This is a genomic window from Bradyrhizobium sp. MI1.11, assembly GCF_055811255.1.
The window spans coordinates 213,830-232,029 of sequence record NZ_JBVVPM010000006.1 but is presented as its reverse complement, the minus strand read 5'-3'; the positions used below and the strand labels follow the sequence as shown (position 1 = coordinate 232,029).

The following is an 18,200-nucleotide window of genomic DNA, read 5'->3' as shown; positions in this document are numbered from 1 at the left end:
TGCTTGATCGAGGTCACCAGCGGTGTTCTGCTCAAAAAAGCTGCTGGAGTACCGCACCCCGTGTCGATCTACGTCGCATTACACCACGTCACGCACTACAAATACGACCGCCCGATCGATCTCGGCCCGCAGACCATCCGTCTGCGGCCGGCGCCGCATACGCGCACGCCGATCCTGAGTTATTCGCTCAAGGTCACGCCGGCCAATCATTTCGTGAACTGGCAGCAGGATCCGCTGGGCAATTGGATCGCGCGTTATGTCTTCCCGGAGAAGACGACCGAGCTCAAGATCGAGGTCGATTTCACGGCGCAGATGACCACGGTCAATCCGTTCGACTTCTTCGTCGAGCCCTATGCCGACAGCTTTCCGTTCGAATATACGCAAGATCTCAAGACCGAACTCGCGCCTTATCTCGAGACCGTCAAGCCCGATCGGCTGTTCGCGAAATATCTCGACACGATCCCGCCCGAAGCCCCGAACACCGTCAACTTCCTGGTCGACCTGAACAGGGAGCTGCAGAAAAAGATCGGCTACGTCATCCGCATGGAGGCGGGCGTGCAGACGCCGGAGGAGACGCTCTCCTCCGCGGCCGGCTCATGCCGTGACTCCGCCTGGCTTCTGATCCAGACCTTCCGTCATCTCGGTCTCGCCGCCCGTTTCGTCTCCGGCTATCTGATCCAGGTCCGTCCCGACATCGATCCGATCGAGGGGCCGCCGGAGGTCGAGAACGATTTCACCGATCTCCACGCCTGGGCCGAGGTCTACCTGCCGGGCGCCGGCTGGATCGGCTTCGACGCGACCTCGGGCATGCTCGCGGGCGAGGGCCACATCCCGGTCGCGGCGACGCCGCACTACCGCTCGGCCGCGCCGATCTCCGGCGGGGCCGGCTTTGCCGAGGTCGAATTCGCCTTCGACATGAGCGTCAAGCGCATTCGCGAGGCGCCGCGCATCACAAAACCGTTCTCGGACGAATCCTGGATACGGCTCAACGATCTCGGCGAGCAGGTCGACGGCGATCTTGCGGCGCAGGACGTGCGTCTGACCATGGGCGGCGAGCCGACCTTCGTCTCCGTCGATGATCTCGAAGGCGCCGAGTGGAACACGGATGCCGTCGGTCCGACCAAGCGCGGGCTCGCCGACGATCTGATCCGCCGCCTGCGCGCGCGTTTCGGACCCGGGGGCCTGCTGCACTTCGGGCAGGGCAAATGGTATCCCGGCGAAAGCCTGCCGCGTTGGGCGTTCGGTCTGTACTGGCGCAAGGACGGCGTGCCGATCTGGAAGAATGCCGACCTCATTGCCAGCATTGAAAATCCGCGGCCGGCACAGGCCAAGGACGTCCAGGCGTTCGTGGAAGGCGCGGCGTTACGGCTTGGCCTCGATCCCGGTTACATCATGCCGGCCTATGAGGACACCGCGTACTGGCTGCAGAAGGAATCCGAGCTTCCCGTCAACGTCGATCCCTCCGATTCCAAATTGTCCGATCCGGAGGCCCGCGCGCGGATGGCGCGGGTGTTCGAGCAGGGGCTCAACAATCCTCGCGGCTTCGTGCTGCCGGTGCAGCGCTGGAACGCGGCACCACGCTGGCGCAGCGAGCGCTGGCAGCTCCGGCGCAGTCATCTGTTCCTGATGCCGGGCGATTCGCCGCTCGGCCTGCGCCTGCCGCTGGACTCGCTCGGCTATGTCCCGCCCGATCAATATCCCTACATCGTCGAGCGGGACCCGATGGAGGCCCGCGGCAAGCTGCCGGTGTTCAGCCTTCCGGCGCGTCCCGACTCGCCGGAGCGGCTTGAGCCGGAAGAGCTCAACACCTCCGTCCCGGTCCGCACCGCGATGTCGGTCGAGGTTCGCGATGGCGTGCTCTGTGCCTTCATGCCGCCGGTCGAGCAGATCGAGGATTATCTCGAGATGATCGCGGCGCTCGAAGCCACGGCCGAGGAGATGCAGCTCCAGGTCCACGTCGAGGGTTATCCGCCGCCATTCGATCCGCGCGTCGACGTCATCAAGGTGACGCCCGATCCCGGCGTGATCGAGGTCAACGTCCAGCCGGCAAAAAACTGGCGCGAGGCGGTCGACATCACCGCCGGGCTCTATGAAGATGCCGGCAAGACGCGCCTCGGCGCCAATCGCTTCCTGGTCGACGGCCGCCACACCGGCACCGGCGGCGGCAATCACGTCGTGGTCGGCGGCTCGAGCCCGCAGGACTCGCCGTTCCTGCGCCGGCCTGATCTGTTGAAGAGCCTGGTGCTGCACTGGCAGCGTCATCCGTCGCTGTCCTATTTCTTCTCCGGCCTGTTCATCGGCCCGACCAGCCAGGCACCGCGCATCGACGAAGCCCGCCACGACAGCATTTACGAGCTCGAGGTGGCGCTCACGCACGTGCCGCCGCCGGGCACTCAGGCGCCGCTGTGGCTGGTGGATCGCTTGTTCCGGCATCTCCTTGTCGACATCACCGGCAACACCCATCGCGCCGAGATCTGCATCGACAAGCTCTATTCACCGGACGGCACGACCGGCCGCCTCGGCCTGGTCGAATTCCGCGCGCTCGAAATGCCGCCGGATCCGCGCATGTCGCTGGCGCAGCAGCTGCTGATCCGCGCGCTGATCGCAAAATTCTGGCGCGAGCCGCAACAAGGCAAGTTCGTGCGCTGGGGCACCGCGCTGCACGACCGCTTCATGCTGCCGCACTTCATCTGGGAAGATTTCCTCGAAGTGCTGACCGAGTTGAAGCAGTCCGGCTATCCGTTCGAGCCCGAATGGTATCTGGCCCAGCTCGAATTCCGCTTCCCCGCCTTCGGCCGCATCCATCATGGCGGCGTGACGCTGGAGCTGCGGCAGGCGCTGGAGCCCTGGCACGTGCTCGGCGAGGAGGGCTCGGCCGGCGGCACCGTGCGCTATGTCGACTCATCGGTCGAGCGGCTTCAGGTCAAGGCGGAAGGCTTCGTCGAGGGCCGCCATATCGTCACCTGCAACGGCCGTCGCCTGCCGATGACCGCCACCGGCCGCTCCGGCGAAGCCGTGGCCGGCGTCCGCTTCAAGGCCTGGCAGCCGGCCTCCGGCCTGCACCCCACCATTCCCGTTCACGCGCCACTGACGTTCGACCTCATTGACACCTGGAACGGCCGCTCGCTCGGCGGCTGCGTCTATCACGTCGCCCATCCCGGCGGCCGCAGCTACGACACCAAGCCGGTCAACACCTACGAGGCCGAGGCGCGGCGGCTGGCGCGCTTCCAGGACCACGGCCATACGCCGGGCCCGATGCAGCCGCCGCCCGAGGAACGCACAAATGAGTTTCCGCTGACCCTCGACTTGCGGTCCCCGCTCCTGCAATGAGTATGATGCGGGGGCAGGGAGAGGCGCATGGCCGAGGGCGCAGCCGAAGAGGACGACAAGGCGGGTAAGGCGCAAGGTCAACGTGAAGGCCAGCGCCGTTTTGCGCAATGGGTCCGCGACTATAAGCGCCTTCCCGGCATCCCCGACGAGTTTCTCGGCCCGGACGGCAAGCCCCGCGCCGTCTGGAGCCGCTTCTTCGATGCCTTCGGCGGGCTCGCGCCCGACGAGGTCGAGCGGCGGTTCGGCATGGCCGACCGTCATCTCCGCGAGGCCGGCGTCACCTATCGCGCGCCCGGCGAGAGCGCCGACCGGCCCTGGTCGATCAGCCATCTGCCGCTGCTGATCGACGAGGCCGACTGGAAGCAGCTGTCCGACGGCATCACCCAGCGCGCCGAGCTGCTCGAGCTCGTGCTGCGCGACATCTATGGCGAGGGCCGCCTCGTCGCCGAAGGCGCGCTGCCGGCGGCCGCGATCGCCGGGAGCCCCGAATATCTCCGCCCCGTCTGCGGCGTGCCGCCGCCGGGCGGGCGCTATCTCTCGCTCTATGCCGCCGATGTCGGCCGCGGGCCCGACGGCCGCTGGTGGGTGCTCGGCGACCGCACGCAGGCGCCGTCGGGCGCGGGCTATGCGCTGGAGAACCGCCTGGTGCTCTCGCGCGCCTTCTCGGATCTCTACAAGTCGATGAACGTGCCGCGCGTCGCGCCGTTCTTCGAGGCCTTTCGCGACAGTCTTCGGGCGCGCGCCGACCGCGACGAGCCGCGGATCGGCGTGCTGACGCCGGGCAGTTTCAGCGAGACCTATTTCGAGCACGCGACGCTGGCGCGCTATCTCGGCTTCCTGCTGGTCGAGGGCGACGATCTCGCCGTCAGCGACAACCATATCCACATCCGCACGGTTGCGGGCCTCAAGCGCCTCGACGTGCTGCTGCGCCGCGTCGATTCCAATTCGCTCGATCCGCTCGAACTCGATGCCTCCTCGCGGCTCGGCGTGCCCGGCCTGATCGACGTGCTGCGCAAGGACGGCGTCGTCGTCGCCAACATGCCGGGCTCGGGCGTCCTGGAGGCGCGCGCGATGCTCGGCTTCCTGCCGGCGCTCAGCCGCCGCCTGCTCGGTGAGGAGCTGAAGATGCCGCACATCGCGACCTGGTGGTGCGGCCAGCGCTCGGCGCGCGACGAGGTGTTGTCGCGGCTCGACCGGGTCGCGATCGAGGGGGCCTATCGCCGCGGCGTTCCCGGCTTCGACAGCAATGGCCCCGTGCTCGCGAGCGAGCTCGATGCGGCCGAACGCCAGCGCCTGATCGACGCAATCAGCGCGCGCGGCATGGACTATGTCGGCCAGGAGGTGGTGCGGCTCTCGACCATGCCGGTGTGGGAGCAGGGGCAGATCACCCCGCGCCCCTTCGTGCTGCGCGTGTTCGCGGCCGCAACTCCCGACGGCTGGGCCATCATGCCCGGCGGCTTCTGCCGGATCGCCGAGCAGCCGGATGCGCGCGCGGTGTCGATGGGCGACGGCGCGCGTTCCGCCGACGTCTGGGTGGTCTCGGACAAGCAGGTCTCGACCGCGACGCTGCTGCCTGCGGTCGACAAGGTGCGCATCCGCCGTATCGCCGGCGTGCTGCCGAGTCGCGCCGCCGACAATCTGTTCTGGCTCGGCCGCTATCTCGAACGCGCCGAGGCGACGCTGCGGCTGGTGCGGGCGCTGGGCTCGCCGAGCGGGCCCAACAAGGGCACCGCGGCGTCGCTGCAATCGGCCGAGCGTATCCAGCGCCTGCTGGTGACCTGGGGCGCGATCTCGCAGACCTCGCGCGCGGCGCCCGGCCGCATCGTCGCCGAGGCGCTGCAGAGCCCGGAGCGTTTCGGCTCGGCACTGTCGCTGGTCCGCGCGGCCCAGCGCACGGCGACCTCCTTGCGCGAGCGGCTGTCGCCCGATGCCTGGCAGGTCATCACCGAGATGACCGAGCGGCTGGCCTTTGAGGTCGAGGACGACGACAGCGTGCTGAGCGCGGCCGAGCTGACCCTGCAGGAGCTCGCGAGCTTTGCCGGCCTTGCGCATGAGAACATGAACCGCGCCGCCGGCTGGCGCTTCCTCGATATCGGCCGCCGCACCGAGCGCGCCATCAACACCACGCGTTTTGCCCGGCAGTTTGCCTATGACGAAGCCGGCGACGAGGATCTCGATATCCTGCTCACGCTGGTGGATTGCCAGATCACCTACCGCTCGCGCTATCTGCTGGCGCCGATCCTGGCGCCGGTGCGGGACCTCGCCGTGCTCGACAGCTACAATCCGCGTTCGGTGGCGTTCCAGGTGACGGCGCTGAACGAGCACATCGCCGCACTGCCGAGCCTGAAGGAGCATGGCCTGATCGAGAAGCCGCAGCGGCTTGCGGTCGCGATGCAGGCGATGCTCGCGACCGCGGAGGCCGAGAAGCTCGAGGTCAAGACGCTGTTCGCCCTGGAGCAGGATCTGCTCAGCCTCGCCGAGGCAGTCGGGCAGCACTATTTCCCGCACGGCCCCAATGCCAGCCGCCCGGAAAAACTGACGGGGCTGGCGTGATCTACGATATCCGCCACGTCACCACCTACGAATACGAGAGTCCGGTCAGCTTCGCCCGCTGCACGCTGCGGTTGGAGCCGGGGAGCGGCCATGGCCAGGAGCTGATCTCGCATAAGGTCGAGATTCGTCCGCGCCCCGCGGAGCGTAGCGTCCGGCGCGATTTCTTCGGCACCCTGACCGAGAGCGTCGTGATCGAGGCCGCGCATCGCACTTTGCGTATCGATTCCCGCTCTCGCGTCAAGGTGTCGCGCCAGCCGCCGGCGCGCGCCGCTGCCAGCCCGACCTGGGAGAACATTCGCGACATCGCCTTCGAGGCGACGAGCCTCGGGCCGTCATCGCCGGTCGGCTATGTCTTTGCGAGCCCGCTGGTCCCGGTGCTGGGACCGGTCAGCGCCTATGCGGCGGAAAGCTTCGCGCCCGGCGCAGCCATCCTCGCCGGGGCGGTCGATCTGATGCATCGCATCCGCACCGAATTTCGCTACGACCCCAAAGCGACGGTGATCTCGACGCCGCTTGACGAGGTCTTCGTCAAGCGCCATGGCGTCTGTCAGGATTTTGCCCATGTGATGATTGCGGGCTTGCGCGGGCTGGGCCTGCCCGCGGCCTATGTCAGCGGATATCTGCGCACCATTCCGCCGGCGGGCCAGCCGCGCCTGCAGGGCGCCGACGCTACCCATGCCTGGGTGTCGCTGTGGTGCGGGGAGGAGCTTGGCTGGGTCGATTTCGATCCGACCAACGATCTTATGGTTGCTGGCGATCATATCGTGCTCGCGGTCGGCCGCGACTTTTCCGACGTTTCGCCGGTCGACGGCATCATCGTCGGCTCGCCGAAGCAGAAGCTCGACGTCGCCGTCGACGTGCTTCTGGTGGAATGATTACGGGTCCTGCCGTGCCCGCGACGCCCAGCTCGGGTGTGTCGGGCCGGCACCGCAATCGCGATATCGCGGGGCACAACCGCAACATATTTCCGTATTTTCGTTCCCGGGTTTGGCCAGTCGGCCCAAGTTGGGCTAAGCTGGCCTTTGCGTCGAGGACATGAATGAGACGTCGGGAGTTGGCGTGGAACACCACCGACAAGCGGGGCTGCATCCATGATCACGTTACCGAAACTGGCGGCGGAGACCCTGGAGAAGTTGCTGGGATCGTTCATGCGTCGTCGGTACGACGAGTCCTACGCCAGAGTGCTGGAAGGCTCGACTCGGACGGCGATGGAATGCATCGGCAACAGCGACGCACTCTATCACAACATCGAGCACACGATGTTGGTGACGCTGGCCGCTCAGGCGATCCTGATGGGACGTAATCTCCACACGCATCTTGCGGCTGAGGACTACATCAACGTTCTGATCGCATGCCTTGCGCACGACATCGGCTATGTCCGCGGTCTGTTTCCGGAGGATGATGAAGACGGTTTCATCATCGATGATTCCGGCACCAAGGTGGCGCTGCCGCGTGGCGCTTCGGATGCCAGCCTGATGATGTATCACGTCGATCGCTCGAAGCTTTTTGTACGGCGGCGGCTGCCGCAAGTTCGGGGCGTGGACAGCGAGCGCGTCGCCCGCGCCATCGAGGGAACCCGCTTCCCGGCCCGCGAAGGGCAGGAATACGACGACGACGCCTCGATCCTGCGCGCTGCCGATTTCATCGGGCAACTCGGCGACCCCAACTATCTGCGCAAGGCCAACGCGCTCTATTACGAATTCGAAGAAGTCGGCATGAACCGCCAGCTCGGTTACGATTCGCCGGCCGATATCGTGAACCGCTATCCGCAGTTCTATTGGAATAGCGTCGCACCGCACATTCAGACCGAGATCGGCTACCTCAACAAGACCGAGATCGGTCGGCAGTGGATCGCCAACCTCTACAGCAACGTGTTCCGCGCCGAACGCGACATCACGTTGTCCGGGCCGCAGAAGTAGGGCGGACTCTCGTAGCCCGGATGGAGCGAAGCGCAATCCGGGAAACCTGTCGCTGCGGACGCACCGCCCCGCATTCCGCTTCGCTGCATGCGGGCTACGACATTGCAAATCGGTCAGTCGATCATGCAACAAAAAACAATCGCCACCGATATCCTCGACATTGCCTATCGTGAATACGGCGCGCCGGACGGCTGGCCCTGCATCATGGGTCACGGCTTTCCCTACGACGTGAACGCCTATGCCGAGACCGCGCCGATCATCGCGCAAGCGGGCGCGCGGGTGCTGGTGCCCTGGCTCCGCGGCTACGGGCCGACGCGATTCCGCTCCGCTGCGACGTTGCGCTCCGGCGAGCAGGCGGCGCTTGGCGCCGATCTGCTGGCCTTCATGGATGCGCTTGGAATCTCGCGCGCGGTGGTCGGCGGTTACGACTGGGGCGGGCGCGCGGCCTGCGTGGTCTCGGTGCTGCATCCGGAGCGCGTGATCGCGCTCGTCTCGGGCAATTCCTACAACATCCAGAACATCGCGCGTTCGATGGAGCCGGCTTCGCCACCGGAGGAGGCGGCGCTCTGGTATCAATATCTCTTCCACAACGAGCGCGGCCGCCGCGCGCTGGAGCGCAACCGGCGCGGTTTTGCGCGCCAGCTCTGGTCGATGTGGTCGCCGACATGGGCGTTCGACGATGCGACGTTCGAGACCAGCGCAATGTCGTTCGACAATCCTGATTTCGTCGATGTCGTGATCCACTCCTATCGACATCGTTACGCGCTGGTCGCGGGCGATCCCGCCTATGCCGCGATCGAGGCGAAGCTCGCCGCCCAGCCGCCGGTCCGGGTGCCGACCATCGCGATCGATGGCGACAGCGACGGCGTCAATTCCGGCACGGCGCACCATGCAGGCAAATTCGAGGGCTTTTTCGAGCGGCGCGTCTTTGCAAGGGCCGGCCACAATTTGCCGCAGGAGCGGCCGGCCGAATGGGCGCAGGCCGTGCTCGATGTGCGGAAAGCGGCCTCATAGAGCCGGGTTTCTCGTCCCCACTGTCTTGCCGCTCTCGCAGCTTCCGATTTTTCCTGATCCCGGGAACCTTTTCCAATCGCAGCCGTCCAAGCTGTGGGGCCGCTTTCTGTATGCGGTTCGTTGCAGGGGAGGTTTTCGATGAAGACGCAAACGCGCAGGCTGGAACGTGTCGCGGTCGCGCAGGCGCCGAGCGAGCGGCCTGAGAGGGCGGAGGTCGAGCAGGCGATCCGGACCATGATCCGCTGGGCCGGCGATGATCCCGCGCGCGACGGTCTGCGCGATACGCCGGGCCGGGTCGCCCGCGCCTTCGAGGAGTATTTCTCCGGCTATGCGCAGGATCCGACCGAAATCCTGCAAAAGACGTTTGAGGAGATCGAAGGCTATGACGAGATGATCGTTCTGCGCGGTGTTCGCTTCGAAAGCCATTGCGAGCACCACATGGCACCGATCGTCGGCCGCGCCTGGGTCGCTTATATCCCGCAAGGGCGCGTCGTCGGCATCTCCAAGCTCGCGCGTCTCGTCGACATCTACGCCAAGCGGCTTCAGATCCAGGAGAAGATGACCGCACAGATCGCCAACACCATCAACGATGTGCTGAGGCCCGAAGGCGTCGGGGTCATCATCAAGGCAACGCATCACTGCATGACCACGCGCGGCGCGCACAAGCCCGGGACCGATCTCGTCACCAGCCGCATGCTCGGCGTGTTCCGCGACAATGCGTTGACACGCCAGGAGCTGCTGGGGCTGGCCAATTCGGACGATTGATCCGCGGCGACCCAAGGAGGCAACGCCATGACTGAGGACAAGAAGCCAAGCGGGCCCGACCTGAGCAGGGGCGTGACGCTCGCCGCGTTCAAGGGCGGCAAATTGCTCGGCCATGTCGGCGAGGAAGACGTCCTGCTGGTGCAGGCCGGCAGCGAGATCTTTGCGATCGAGCCGGCCTGCAGCCACTATCACGGCCCGCTCGCCGAAGGACTGGTGGTTGGCGACACCATCCGCTGTCCCTGGCACCACGCCTGCTTCTCCTTGCGGTCAGGCGAGGCGACCCGTCCGCCGGCGCTGAATGCGCTGGCGGTGTGGGAGGTCTCGCGCGATCAGGACAAGATCATCGTTGAGCGCAAGCGCGAGATGCCGAAGCCTCCGGCGCCTCATCGGACAGCGCCAACGCCGGAAAAATTCGTTATCATCGGCGGCGGCGCGGCGGGTTTCGCGGCGGCGGAGACGCTCCGTCGCGAGGGCTTTGCCGGCGCCATCACCATGCTTAGCAATGACAGCGCGATGCCGGTGGACCGGCCCAATCTCTCCAAGGATTACCTCGCGGGCAACGCGCCGGAGGATTGGCTGCCGCTGCGGGGCGAGGACTACTATCGGGACGCCGGCATCGATCTCAGGCTCAACACGAATGTCGCCGCGATCGAGGCGAAGACGCGCAGCGTGACGCTGGGCAACGGCGACAGGCTGCCGTTCGATCGGCTGCTGCTCGCGACCGGCGCCGAGCCGGTCAGATTGCAGATTCCGGGTGCCGACCAGCCTCATGTCTACACGGTGCGCTCCGTCGCCGACAGCCGCGCCATCATCAAGGCGGCCGCCAGCGCCAAGCGCGCGCTGGTAATCGGCGCCAGCTTCATCGGCCTCGAAGTTGCGGCCTCCTTGCGGGCACGCAAGATCGAGGTGCACGTGGTCGCGCCGGACGAACGGCCGATGCAGAAGGTGCTCGGTCCCGAGATGGGCGACTTCGTGCGCGCGCTGCATGAGGAGAACGGCGTCAACTTCCATCTCAAGGAGACGGTGGAGAAGCTGGACGGCACGCGCGCCACGTTGAATAGCGGCGGCGTGATCGAGGCCGACCTGGTCGTGGTCGGCATCGGCGTCAAGCCGCGCCTCGCGCTCGCCGAGCAAGCGGGACTTGCGGCCGACCGGGGCGTCAGCGTCAGCGAATATCTGGAGACCAGCATAGCCGGTATCTTCGCGGCCGGCGACATCGCGCGCTGGCCCGATCCGCATTCGCGGCAAACCATCCGGGTCGAGCACTGGGTCGTGGCGGAGCGGCAGGGCCAGACCGCGGCACGCAACATGCTCGGCAAGCGCGAGCGCTTCGAAGCCGTGCCGTTCTTCTGGTCTCAGCACTATGACGTACCGATCAACTATGTCGGCCATGCCGAGAGCTTCGACGACATCGCGATCGACGGCAGCATTTCCGGCAAGGACTGCCTGCTGAAGTATCGCAAGGGCGGCCGCGTCCTCGCGGTTGCTTCAATTTATAGGGATCTCGACAATCTCAAGGCCGAGCTGGAGATGGAGCGAACACGCGGCTGAGGCGCGCATCCGGTCTTGATTTGCGTCAATGTTGCTGGCCGCGAGGGCTGCTGTGCTGGCTGTTGTCCCGGTGCGGCGCGCGCTATACTGGCCTGTGCTCGCGGGCTTCCATGCAGGAGTCACCGTCATGACAAGTGCCTCGGATACCTCCCATCCTTCCGGCCTGGGCTCCGGGATCTCGGCCCTGCATGCCAAATGGGGCTGGATCGTAGCCTTGGGAGTCGTCTACCTCGTCGCCGGCTTCGTCGCACTTGGCAGCGTGGTAATGGCGACGGTGGCGAGCGTCATCGTGGTTGGCGCCATGATGATCGTCGCGGGCGCGGCCGAAATCATCGGCGCGTTCCAGATGAAAAGCTGGGGCAAGTTTGTGATCTGGGCCTTGCTCGGCGTACTCTATGTTATCGCGGGCTTTCTCACCTTCGAGAACCCGCTGTTTGCTGCAGTGTTGCTGACTCTGTTCCTGGGCGCATCGCTGCTCGCCTCCGGCGCCGTCCGGCTCTTTCTCGCCTTCAGCATGAAGCGTGAAAGTCCATGGGTCTGGGTGGCGCTCTCGGGCGCCATCACGCTGCTGCTGGGGCTGTTGATCCTGGCACGTTGGCCGGTGAACAGCGTCTACATCCTCGGCCTGTTTCTCGGCATCGACCTGATCATGGCGGGCGCGGGGTGGGTGAGCCTGGGCTTCAGCCTGAAGCGGCGCCACTGATCAGCAACTCGACGCAAGACCCTCTCACGGAACTCCGCTGATCTGGCGTGCTGGCAAAAAGCAGCACGCCGCGCCTTCCGACCAGCGCGGCGATCATCACCGGGGAGAAACCATGAAAGCCGCTTTGGTCCTGGCTGCAGCCTTGGCTGCCTGCTTGTCCACGCCTGTCTCCGCGCAGAAATCTTACGGTCCCGGCATCAGCGACACCGAGATCAAGATCGGCAACACCATGCCCTATAGCGGCCCCGCATCGCCGCTCGGCATCACCGGCAGGGTGATCTCGGCCTATTTCGACGAGGTCAACGAGAAGGGCGGGATCAACGGCCGCAAGCTCAATCTCCTGTCGCTCGACGACGCCTTCTCGCCGCCGAAGACCATGGAAGCGGCGCGGCGGCTGGTCGAAGGCGACGGCGTCGCCTTCATCTTCGCGACCATGGGCACCGCGCCGAGCTCGGCGATCGCGAAATATCTCAACAGCAACAAGGTGCCGCAGCTGTTTCTGATCAGCTCGGCCTCGAAGTGGAACGACCCCGCCAACATGCCCTGGTCGATGGCGCTGCCATGGGCACCGAACTACACCAGCGAGGCCGCCATCGACGTCGCCTATGCCCGTGCCAAGAACCCGAACGCGCGCTTCGCGGTGCTCTATCAGAATGACGATGCCGGCAAGGAATATCTGCGCGGCGTCAAGGAAGCGCTTGGTGCCGACGCCGACAAGGCGATCGCGATGGCGTCGAGCTTCGAGGTCGCCGACCCCACCGTCGATTCCCAGGTGCTGACGCTCGCCAACACCAAGGCCGACGTGTTCATGATCTATTCGGTGACGCCGCGTGCCTGCGCCCAGGCGATCCGGAAAGCGCAAGAGGTCGGCTGGCAGGCGACGCGCTTCCTCGCCTCGGGCTGCGCCAACAAGGCCACCGTGATGGTTCCGGCCGGCCTCGATGCCGGCAAGGGCGTGCTCTCGCTCGGCTCGCTCAAGCCGTTCGTCGAGGTGCCGAAGGACGATCCGGCGATGACGGCCTATATCGACTTCATGAAGAAGCGCCTGCCCAATGCCGACGTCAACAACGTCGCGGGTCTCTACGGCTACACCGTTGCCGAGGCATTGGTGGTCTTGCTGAAGCAGTGCAAGGACAATCTGACGCGCGAGAACATCATGGCGCAGGCGGCCAATTTGAAGAACGTGCCGCTGTCGCTGCTGATGCCCGGCATCACGCTCAACACCACGCCGCAGGATTTCCGCCCGATCAAGGACGGCTATATGCTCCAGTTCAACGGCAATGACTGGATCGTCGCGAGCGAGCTATTGCGCGGCACGTGAGGGGACTGCGCGAGGTCGACGAACGGGTTGAGGGAGCTCTCTCCGCGAGTTCGGAATCGTAGGGTGGGCAAAGGCGCACTTGCGCCGTGCCCACCACCTATCAATGCTTCGAGAGAAGCGGTGGGCACGCTTCGCTTTGCCCACCCTACGATACTGGCGCGAAGGTCGGCGAACGGGAGGATCAAGAATGGATTTTCAACACTCCGCCCGCTCGATGGAATTGCAAGAGCGCGTCCGCCGGTTCATGCGGACGCATGTCGAGCCGGTCGAGGAGCTCTATTACGAGCAGGTGAAGCCGGAAGCGACACGCTACAAGACGCCGCAGGTCCTTCAGGACCTGAAGCGGCTGGCGCGCGAGCAGGGGCTCTGGAACCTGTTCCTCTCCGGCGAGCACGGCCAAGACCTTAACAACACTGGCTTGACCAATCTCGAATATGCGCCCGTGAAGGAGATCATGGGCCGCATCCTTTGGGCGCCCGAGGTCTTCAATTGCTCGGCGCCCGATGTCGGCAACATGGAGGTGCTGGCCAATTACGGCACGCCGGCACAGCAGGAGCGCTGGCTGAAGCCGCTTTTGGAGGGGCGCATCCGCTCCGGCTTCTCGATGACGGAGCCGCAGGTCGCCTCCAGCGATGCCACCAACATCCAGTGCGAGATCAGGCGCGACGGCGGCGACTACGTCATCAACGGCCGCAAATGGTTCACCTCCGGCGCGATGAACGAGGATTGCGAGATCCTGATCGTGATGGGCAAGACCGCGCCTGACGATCCCGACCGCCACCGTCAGCAATCCATGATCCTGGTGCCGAAAGCGACGCCCGGCGTGCGCATCGTGCGCGACATGCCGACCTACGGCTATGACGACGCGCCGGTCGGCCATCCCGAGATCGTCTACGAGAACGTTCGCGTGCCCGCAGAGAACATCCTGCTCGGCGAGGGCCGCGGCTTCGAGATCGCGCAAGGCCGGCTCGGCCCCGGCCGTATCCATCATTGTATGCGGCTGATCGGCTGCGCCCAGCGTGCGCTCGAATTGATGTGCCAGCGCGCGGTCTCCCGCACGGCGTTCGGCAAGCCGCTCGCAGAGCAGGGCTCGGTGCGCGAGGACATCGCACATTCATTCTGCGAGATCGCGCAGGCGCGGCTCTTGACGCTGCAAGCCGCCGACAGGATGGACCGCGAGGGCAACAAGATGGCGCGCGACCTGATTGCGGCCGCCAAGATCGTGGTGCCCAGCATGGCCGCCCGCGTTATCGACCGCGCCATCCAGATCCACGGCGCCGCCGGCGTCTCGCAGGACACGTTCCTCGCCCGCGCCTATGTCTACGCCCGCTTCATCCGCATCGGCGACGGGCCGGATCAGGTGCATCTGGCTGCGGTGGGGAAGGAGCTGATCAAGCGGGGCGGGGTGATGGAGGGGTAGGTGGTTGCTCTTAGCCAGGGCGTGCAGTCATAGACGGCGGATGCCCGCTCATGGGGGTGAAGCAGATTGCGGCAACGCCGACACTTTGATTTTTGCTCCTGAACTGCCGTCGATCACCCGCCGCTATGCAGCCGGTTTCTCATCCATAAGCCAATAGACGATGGCTGTCAGAGCAAGGGTCGATGCGCCTGCAACGATAAACGGGGCGAGATAGTCGCCATTCGAACTGAACTGCAGGGCCGCGCCCAAAAGTGCGATCCCGAAGCTGAAACCGATTTGGCGCATCGTGACGCAGATGGCAGATGCGGTCGCCGCACGATCGCTTGGAACCGCCGACACGGCGGCGGCAGTGATCTGCGCGTTGATCACGGCACAGCCTGACCCGCTGACGAGCAACGCAATGACTGTCACTACCAGCGTGTCCGGCCCCACGTTTCCGCCGGAGATTGCACCAAGGGCCAGGTCAGCCACCCCGATAAGCGCGAGACCACCACAGAAGAACGAGCGTGATGGGATGCGGGTCGTCAAAACCGCTCCATAGCGCGGCAACACCATCATCGGCAATGTGAGCGCGACCAGGAGCCAGCCCGCCTCAAACGGACTGAGACCCAACGGACCGCGCGCCAATTGCGGCACGTAGACGAGAAGCGACCAGAAGCCGGTCGATCCCGCCATCGGGACGAGGCACATCGCGACGAACTGCCGAGATCCGAACAGCTTGAGATCGAACGCCGGGTTGGGATGTCGGCGTTCCACCCAAACGAAAAGGAGGAGCGCAATCCCCGAAGCGGCGAGTCCCGTCAGGAACGTCGCCGAGGCGACGCCACCAAGCGCAGCTGCTTCCAGCAACATAAACGCCAACGCCGCCGAAATTGTCGCAAGAAGGCCAGCACCGAGCCAATCCACCTTGGCGCTCGAACGCTGCTGGTCGAGCTCATTGCCAATTCTGTACAGCACCAGGAAGACCAAAACGGCGCAAAGCGGCAAGTTGATCCAGAAAATCCAGCGCCACCCGATCGTATCAGCCAGGAGCGATCCGAGCGGCGGGCCAGCGACCATCGAGGCACCGACGATCGTGCCCCAAAGTCCAAACGCCCGCGCACGTCGGGGCCCCTCGTAAGCACCAGCAAGGAGGGCAGACGAGGTGCTGGTGATGCAGGCACCGGCGATACCTTGCAATGTGCGGAATGTCAGCAAAACGTCGAGCGTGTTGGCGCACGCACACAGCAGAGAGGCCAGGCCAAACAGCCCTGCACCCCAGGTGAACATTTGAACGCGTCCGTATCTGTCGGCAAGGCTACCTGCAATCGGCAAACAGAAGATCAAGGCAAGGCTGTAGACGTCGATGACCCAGGCCGCTCGTGCGGAAGCGGCACCGAGATCGTGGCCAACATCGGGTAAGGCAGCCGCTAGAGCCGTCAGGTCGACTTGAAACAGAGAGCCGCTCAAGCACGCTGCAAGCAGCGTCGCCGTTTCCAGGGACATGCGATTGCCGCGATGGCCGTCATCGGCAAGCCAACTGGCGCTCGGCATTTCATCATCGTCGTGCTGAGGTTTGTCGAGCATGGTTGTTTCGGCCTCCATGGAGCATGGATGGCCGGGCAACGGGCTTTGGTCGAATGATGGTTCCTCAAAACCTCATGAATCGGTATCATGGCGTGAGGAGATCGAGATGCCACGCCGCTTGCCACCCTTCGCGCCCCTTGTCGCGTTCGACGCGGTCACCCGCCATGGCTCGTTCACGCGCGCCGCGGCGGAGTTGGGCGTCACGCAGAGTGCGGTCAGCCATCAGATCCGAAAACTGGAGGACCATTTCGGGGTTGCATTGTTGCAGCGGCAGAATCCAGGGGTCGGGATAACACCTGCCGGCGCGCAGCTTAGGCAAGAGCTTGCCGCAGCACTCGACGCGCTTGGTGCGCTGGATGCTCAGGTGCGGCGGCGCTCGAACCGAACGACGTTGCGCGTGGGCGCCGGCTCGGCGTTGGCAACATGGTGGCTCGTCCGCCGCCTGCCAGATTTTACGGCGCGATATCCGTCGATCAACGTTGATCTCAAACCACTGGAGACGGGTGACAGTTCAAAGCGGCCGCTCGACGTGCGAATTGTCTGGAACGCCGGCGAAGACGCACGGCGGACGTCTACTCAATTGCCGCTGTTTTGGGAGCGGATTTTTCCCGTCTGTGCGCCGCACCTGTTGCCCCGGCGGCGTCCCTTGACGGACCCCGACGGCTTGCTGACCCTGCCGCTCATCCACAAAGGCGACAACGCGACCGGCGACTGGGGTTGGCCCTCCTGGTTTAGACGCCTGGGATTGCCGAAATCGGGCGCTGCCGCTGGCAGCTTGACGCTGGACGACATGGGAATGTGCATGTCGGCTGCGGCCGAAGGAGCCGGGGTGACACTTGGGCGCTCACTTCTTGTGGCAGATGCGGTTTCGTCTGGACGCCTCGTGTCCGCACTCGCCGATTACCCCGCAGTCGAGTGCACGAAAATTCAGGTTGCCCAGTGGCCAGCCGATTTGATCGGCGATCGCAGCGTCGAGTTATTCGTGAATTGGCTCGCCGAGCAGGCCGAGACGACCGTGAGGAATATTTCGGCTGCATAGTCCTTTGCCGGCCCTCTGCCGATTTGTTAGGGGCCGGCACTGTCAGTTCGCAGCTATTCGTCGGGGCTCTCGTCGTCATGCTGTTGACGCAATGTCTGTCTTAGACGGCGACAACTAAAACGCCGTGCTGGAACCGTTGGGGTTCCTACAAACGGTTCCGGAGCCAGGGGTTGGCTCGACCCGCAAAACGATTTGCGGCATCGGAACCGAACAATCGAAAATCACAGGAGATATAATGGTGTTTCGATCGAGCGCCGCAATTTGCGGCGCCGTGGTTGCGCTTGCCGTTTCCGTTTCTATTGCGCGATGTGAAGCTGGTGGGGTTCACTCAAGCGCCGCCGACAATGCCGCTTCCGGGGAAGCGATCGTTGGCGCGGCATCCATGTACAATCCGTTCAAGCCCGGCAAAGAGGAGGGCGGCCCGAAGACGGCTTCCGGCGAGCGCTATGATCCCTCGGTCTGGTCGGCCGCCATCAAGACGAGCTTGCGTAAGAAATTCGGTGGGGTCCAATTTGGCGCGAAGCCGAAATATGCCCTCGTCGAGGCCGTCGGCAAGAAGGTCATCGTCAGGATAAATGACGTGGGACCGCTAAGGCCGGGCCGCATCATCGACTTCAATGAGCGGACGATGCGCCATTTCGATCCGAGCCTGGAGCGCGGGGTCATTCCTGACGTAAAAGTCCGGCCGCTTGCCGGCGGCGATTGGACACCCGGACCGGTTGGCTGAACCGTCGCATCAGAACGTCGAGCAACACGCCCGTCCAGAACAGTCGAGCGCCTCGATGGCTTCATCGCGTTTGTCTCGATCGGCGGGAAGCGTGCCTGACGCGTGGAGACACGACGCTTCGTTGGCGGGAAAAATTCGCGCGTACATTCCCTCGGCAGGACGACCAAGGTCTCGGGCGGCGCGCCTTCGCCATGATGACATCATGCCGGTGTTTTGCCCGACGAGTCAAATGTCATTTCGTAAAATACGAATATATTTGGACTAGAGCCAAGCCATTGATATCGCTGTCCCC

The 18,200-nt window shown here is 64.8% G+C and carries 13 protein-coding genes; 12 read left to right on the top strand and 1 reads right to left on the bottom strand.

Translation table 11 applies throughout. The features are described 5' to 3' along the window. The first annotated feature begins 60 nt into the window (after positions 1 to 60). The 10 genes from AC0L30_RS08985 to AC0L30_RS08940 all read left to right on the top strand — a co-directional run bounded on the left by AC0L30_RS08985 (position 61) and on the right by AC0L30_RS08940 (position 14,576). Entirely contained in the window at positions 61 to 3,330 is a 3,270-nt protein-coding gene (locus AC0L30_RS08985; protein ID WP_007593652.1) for a transglutaminase family protein, read from the top strand. Positions 3,331 to 3,357: 27 nt separating this feature from the next. Continuing rightward, entirely contained in the window at positions 3,358 to 5,883 is a 2,526-nt protein-coding gene (locus tag AC0L30_RS08980; protein WP_007593651.1) for a circularly permuted type 2 ATP-grasp protein, read from the top strand. Then, positions 5,880 to 6,758 (top strand): transglutaminase family protein, encoded by an 879-nt coding sequence (locus AC0L30_RS08975; RefSeq protein ID WP_007593649.1) that lies wholly within the window; start codon positions 5,880 to 5,882, stop codon positions 6,756 to 6,758. The genes AC0L30_RS08980 and AC0L30_RS08975 overlap by 4 nt, the downstream gene beginning before the upstream one ends. A gap of 216 nt (positions 6,759 to 6,974) precedes the next feature. Further along, positions 6,975 to 7,802 carry an HD domain-containing protein gene (locus AC0L30_RS08970; protein ID WP_007593648.1) on the top strand — a complete coding sequence of 276 codons (828 nt, stop codon included), beginning with the start codon at positions 6,975 to 6,977 and terminating at the stop codon, positions 7,800 to 7,802. Between the two features lie 123 nt (positions 7,803 to 7,925). After that, on the top strand, positions 7,926 to 8,816 hold the full coding sequence (locus AC0L30_RS08965; RefSeq protein WP_007593647.1) for an alpha/beta fold hydrolase: 891 nt from the start codon (positions 7,926 to 7,928) through the stop codon (positions 8,814 to 8,816). 138 nt (positions 8,817 to 8,954) lie between these two features. Continuing rightward, positions 8,955 to 9,581, top strand: a complete 627-nt coding sequence (gene folE / locus AC0L30_RS08960; protein ID WP_007593645.1) for a GTP cyclohydrolase I FolE — start codon at positions 8,955 to 8,957, stop codon at positions 9,579 to 9,581. A 27-nt stretch (positions 9,582 to 9,608) separates the two neighbouring features. Continuing rightward, positions 9,609 to 11,132: an FAD-dependent oxidoreductase gene (locus AC0L30_RS08955; RefSeq protein WP_219684797.1), complete on the top strand. Its 1,524-nt coding sequence runs from the start codon at positions 9,609 to 9,611 to the stop codon at positions 11,130 to 11,132. A gap of 127 nt (positions 11,133 to 11,259) precedes the next feature. Next, a complete protein-coding gene (locus tag AC0L30_RS08950) occupies positions 11,260 to 11,835 on the top strand; it encodes an HdeD family acid-resistance protein (protein ID WP_007593641.1) in 576 nt (191 codons plus the stop codon). 112 nt (positions 11,836 to 11,947) lie between these two features. Beyond that, complete coding sequence (locus AC0L30_RS08945) at positions 11,948 to 13,156, top strand: ABC transporter substrate-binding protein (RefSeq protein WP_473404140.1); 1,209 nt, start codon at positions 11,948 to 11,950, stop codon at positions 13,154 to 13,156. A gap of 187 nt (positions 13,157 to 13,343) precedes the next feature. Then, positions 13,344 to 14,576 (top strand): acyl-CoA dehydrogenase family protein, encoded by a 1,233-nt coding sequence (locus AC0L30_RS08940; protein ID WP_473404139.1) that lies wholly within the window; start codon positions 13,344 to 13,346, stop codon positions 14,574 to 14,576. Positions 14,577 to 14,699: 123 nt separating this feature from the next. Here the strand turns inward: AC0L30_RS08940 and AC0L30_RS08935 are convergent, their stop codons facing one another. Next, positions 14,700 to 16,142: an MFS transporter gene (locus tag AC0L30_RS08935; RefSeq protein WP_007593635.1), complete on the bottom strand. Its 1,443-nt coding sequence runs from the start codon at positions 16,140 to 16,142 to the stop codon at positions 14,700 to 14,702. Between the two features lie 106 nt (positions 16,143 to 16,248). On the opposite strand from AC0L30_RS08935, the gene AC0L30_RS08930 reads away from it, so the two are divergent. Together AC0L30_RS08930 and AC0L30_RS08925 are read left to right on the top strand one after the other, a co-directional pair. After that, complete coding sequence (locus AC0L30_RS08930) at positions 16,249 to 17,181, top strand: LysR substrate-binding domain-containing protein (RefSeq protein ID WP_473255487.1); 933 nt, start codon at positions 16,249 to 16,251, stop codon at positions 17,179 to 17,181. A gap of 235 nt (positions 17,182 to 17,416) precedes the next feature. Then, entirely contained in the window at positions 17,417 to 17,908 is a 492-nt protein-coding gene (locus AC0L30_RS08925) for a septal ring lytic transglycosylase RlpA family protein (RefSeq protein WP_007593634.1), read from the top strand. Positions 17,909 to 18,200 lie beyond the last annotated feature (292 nt).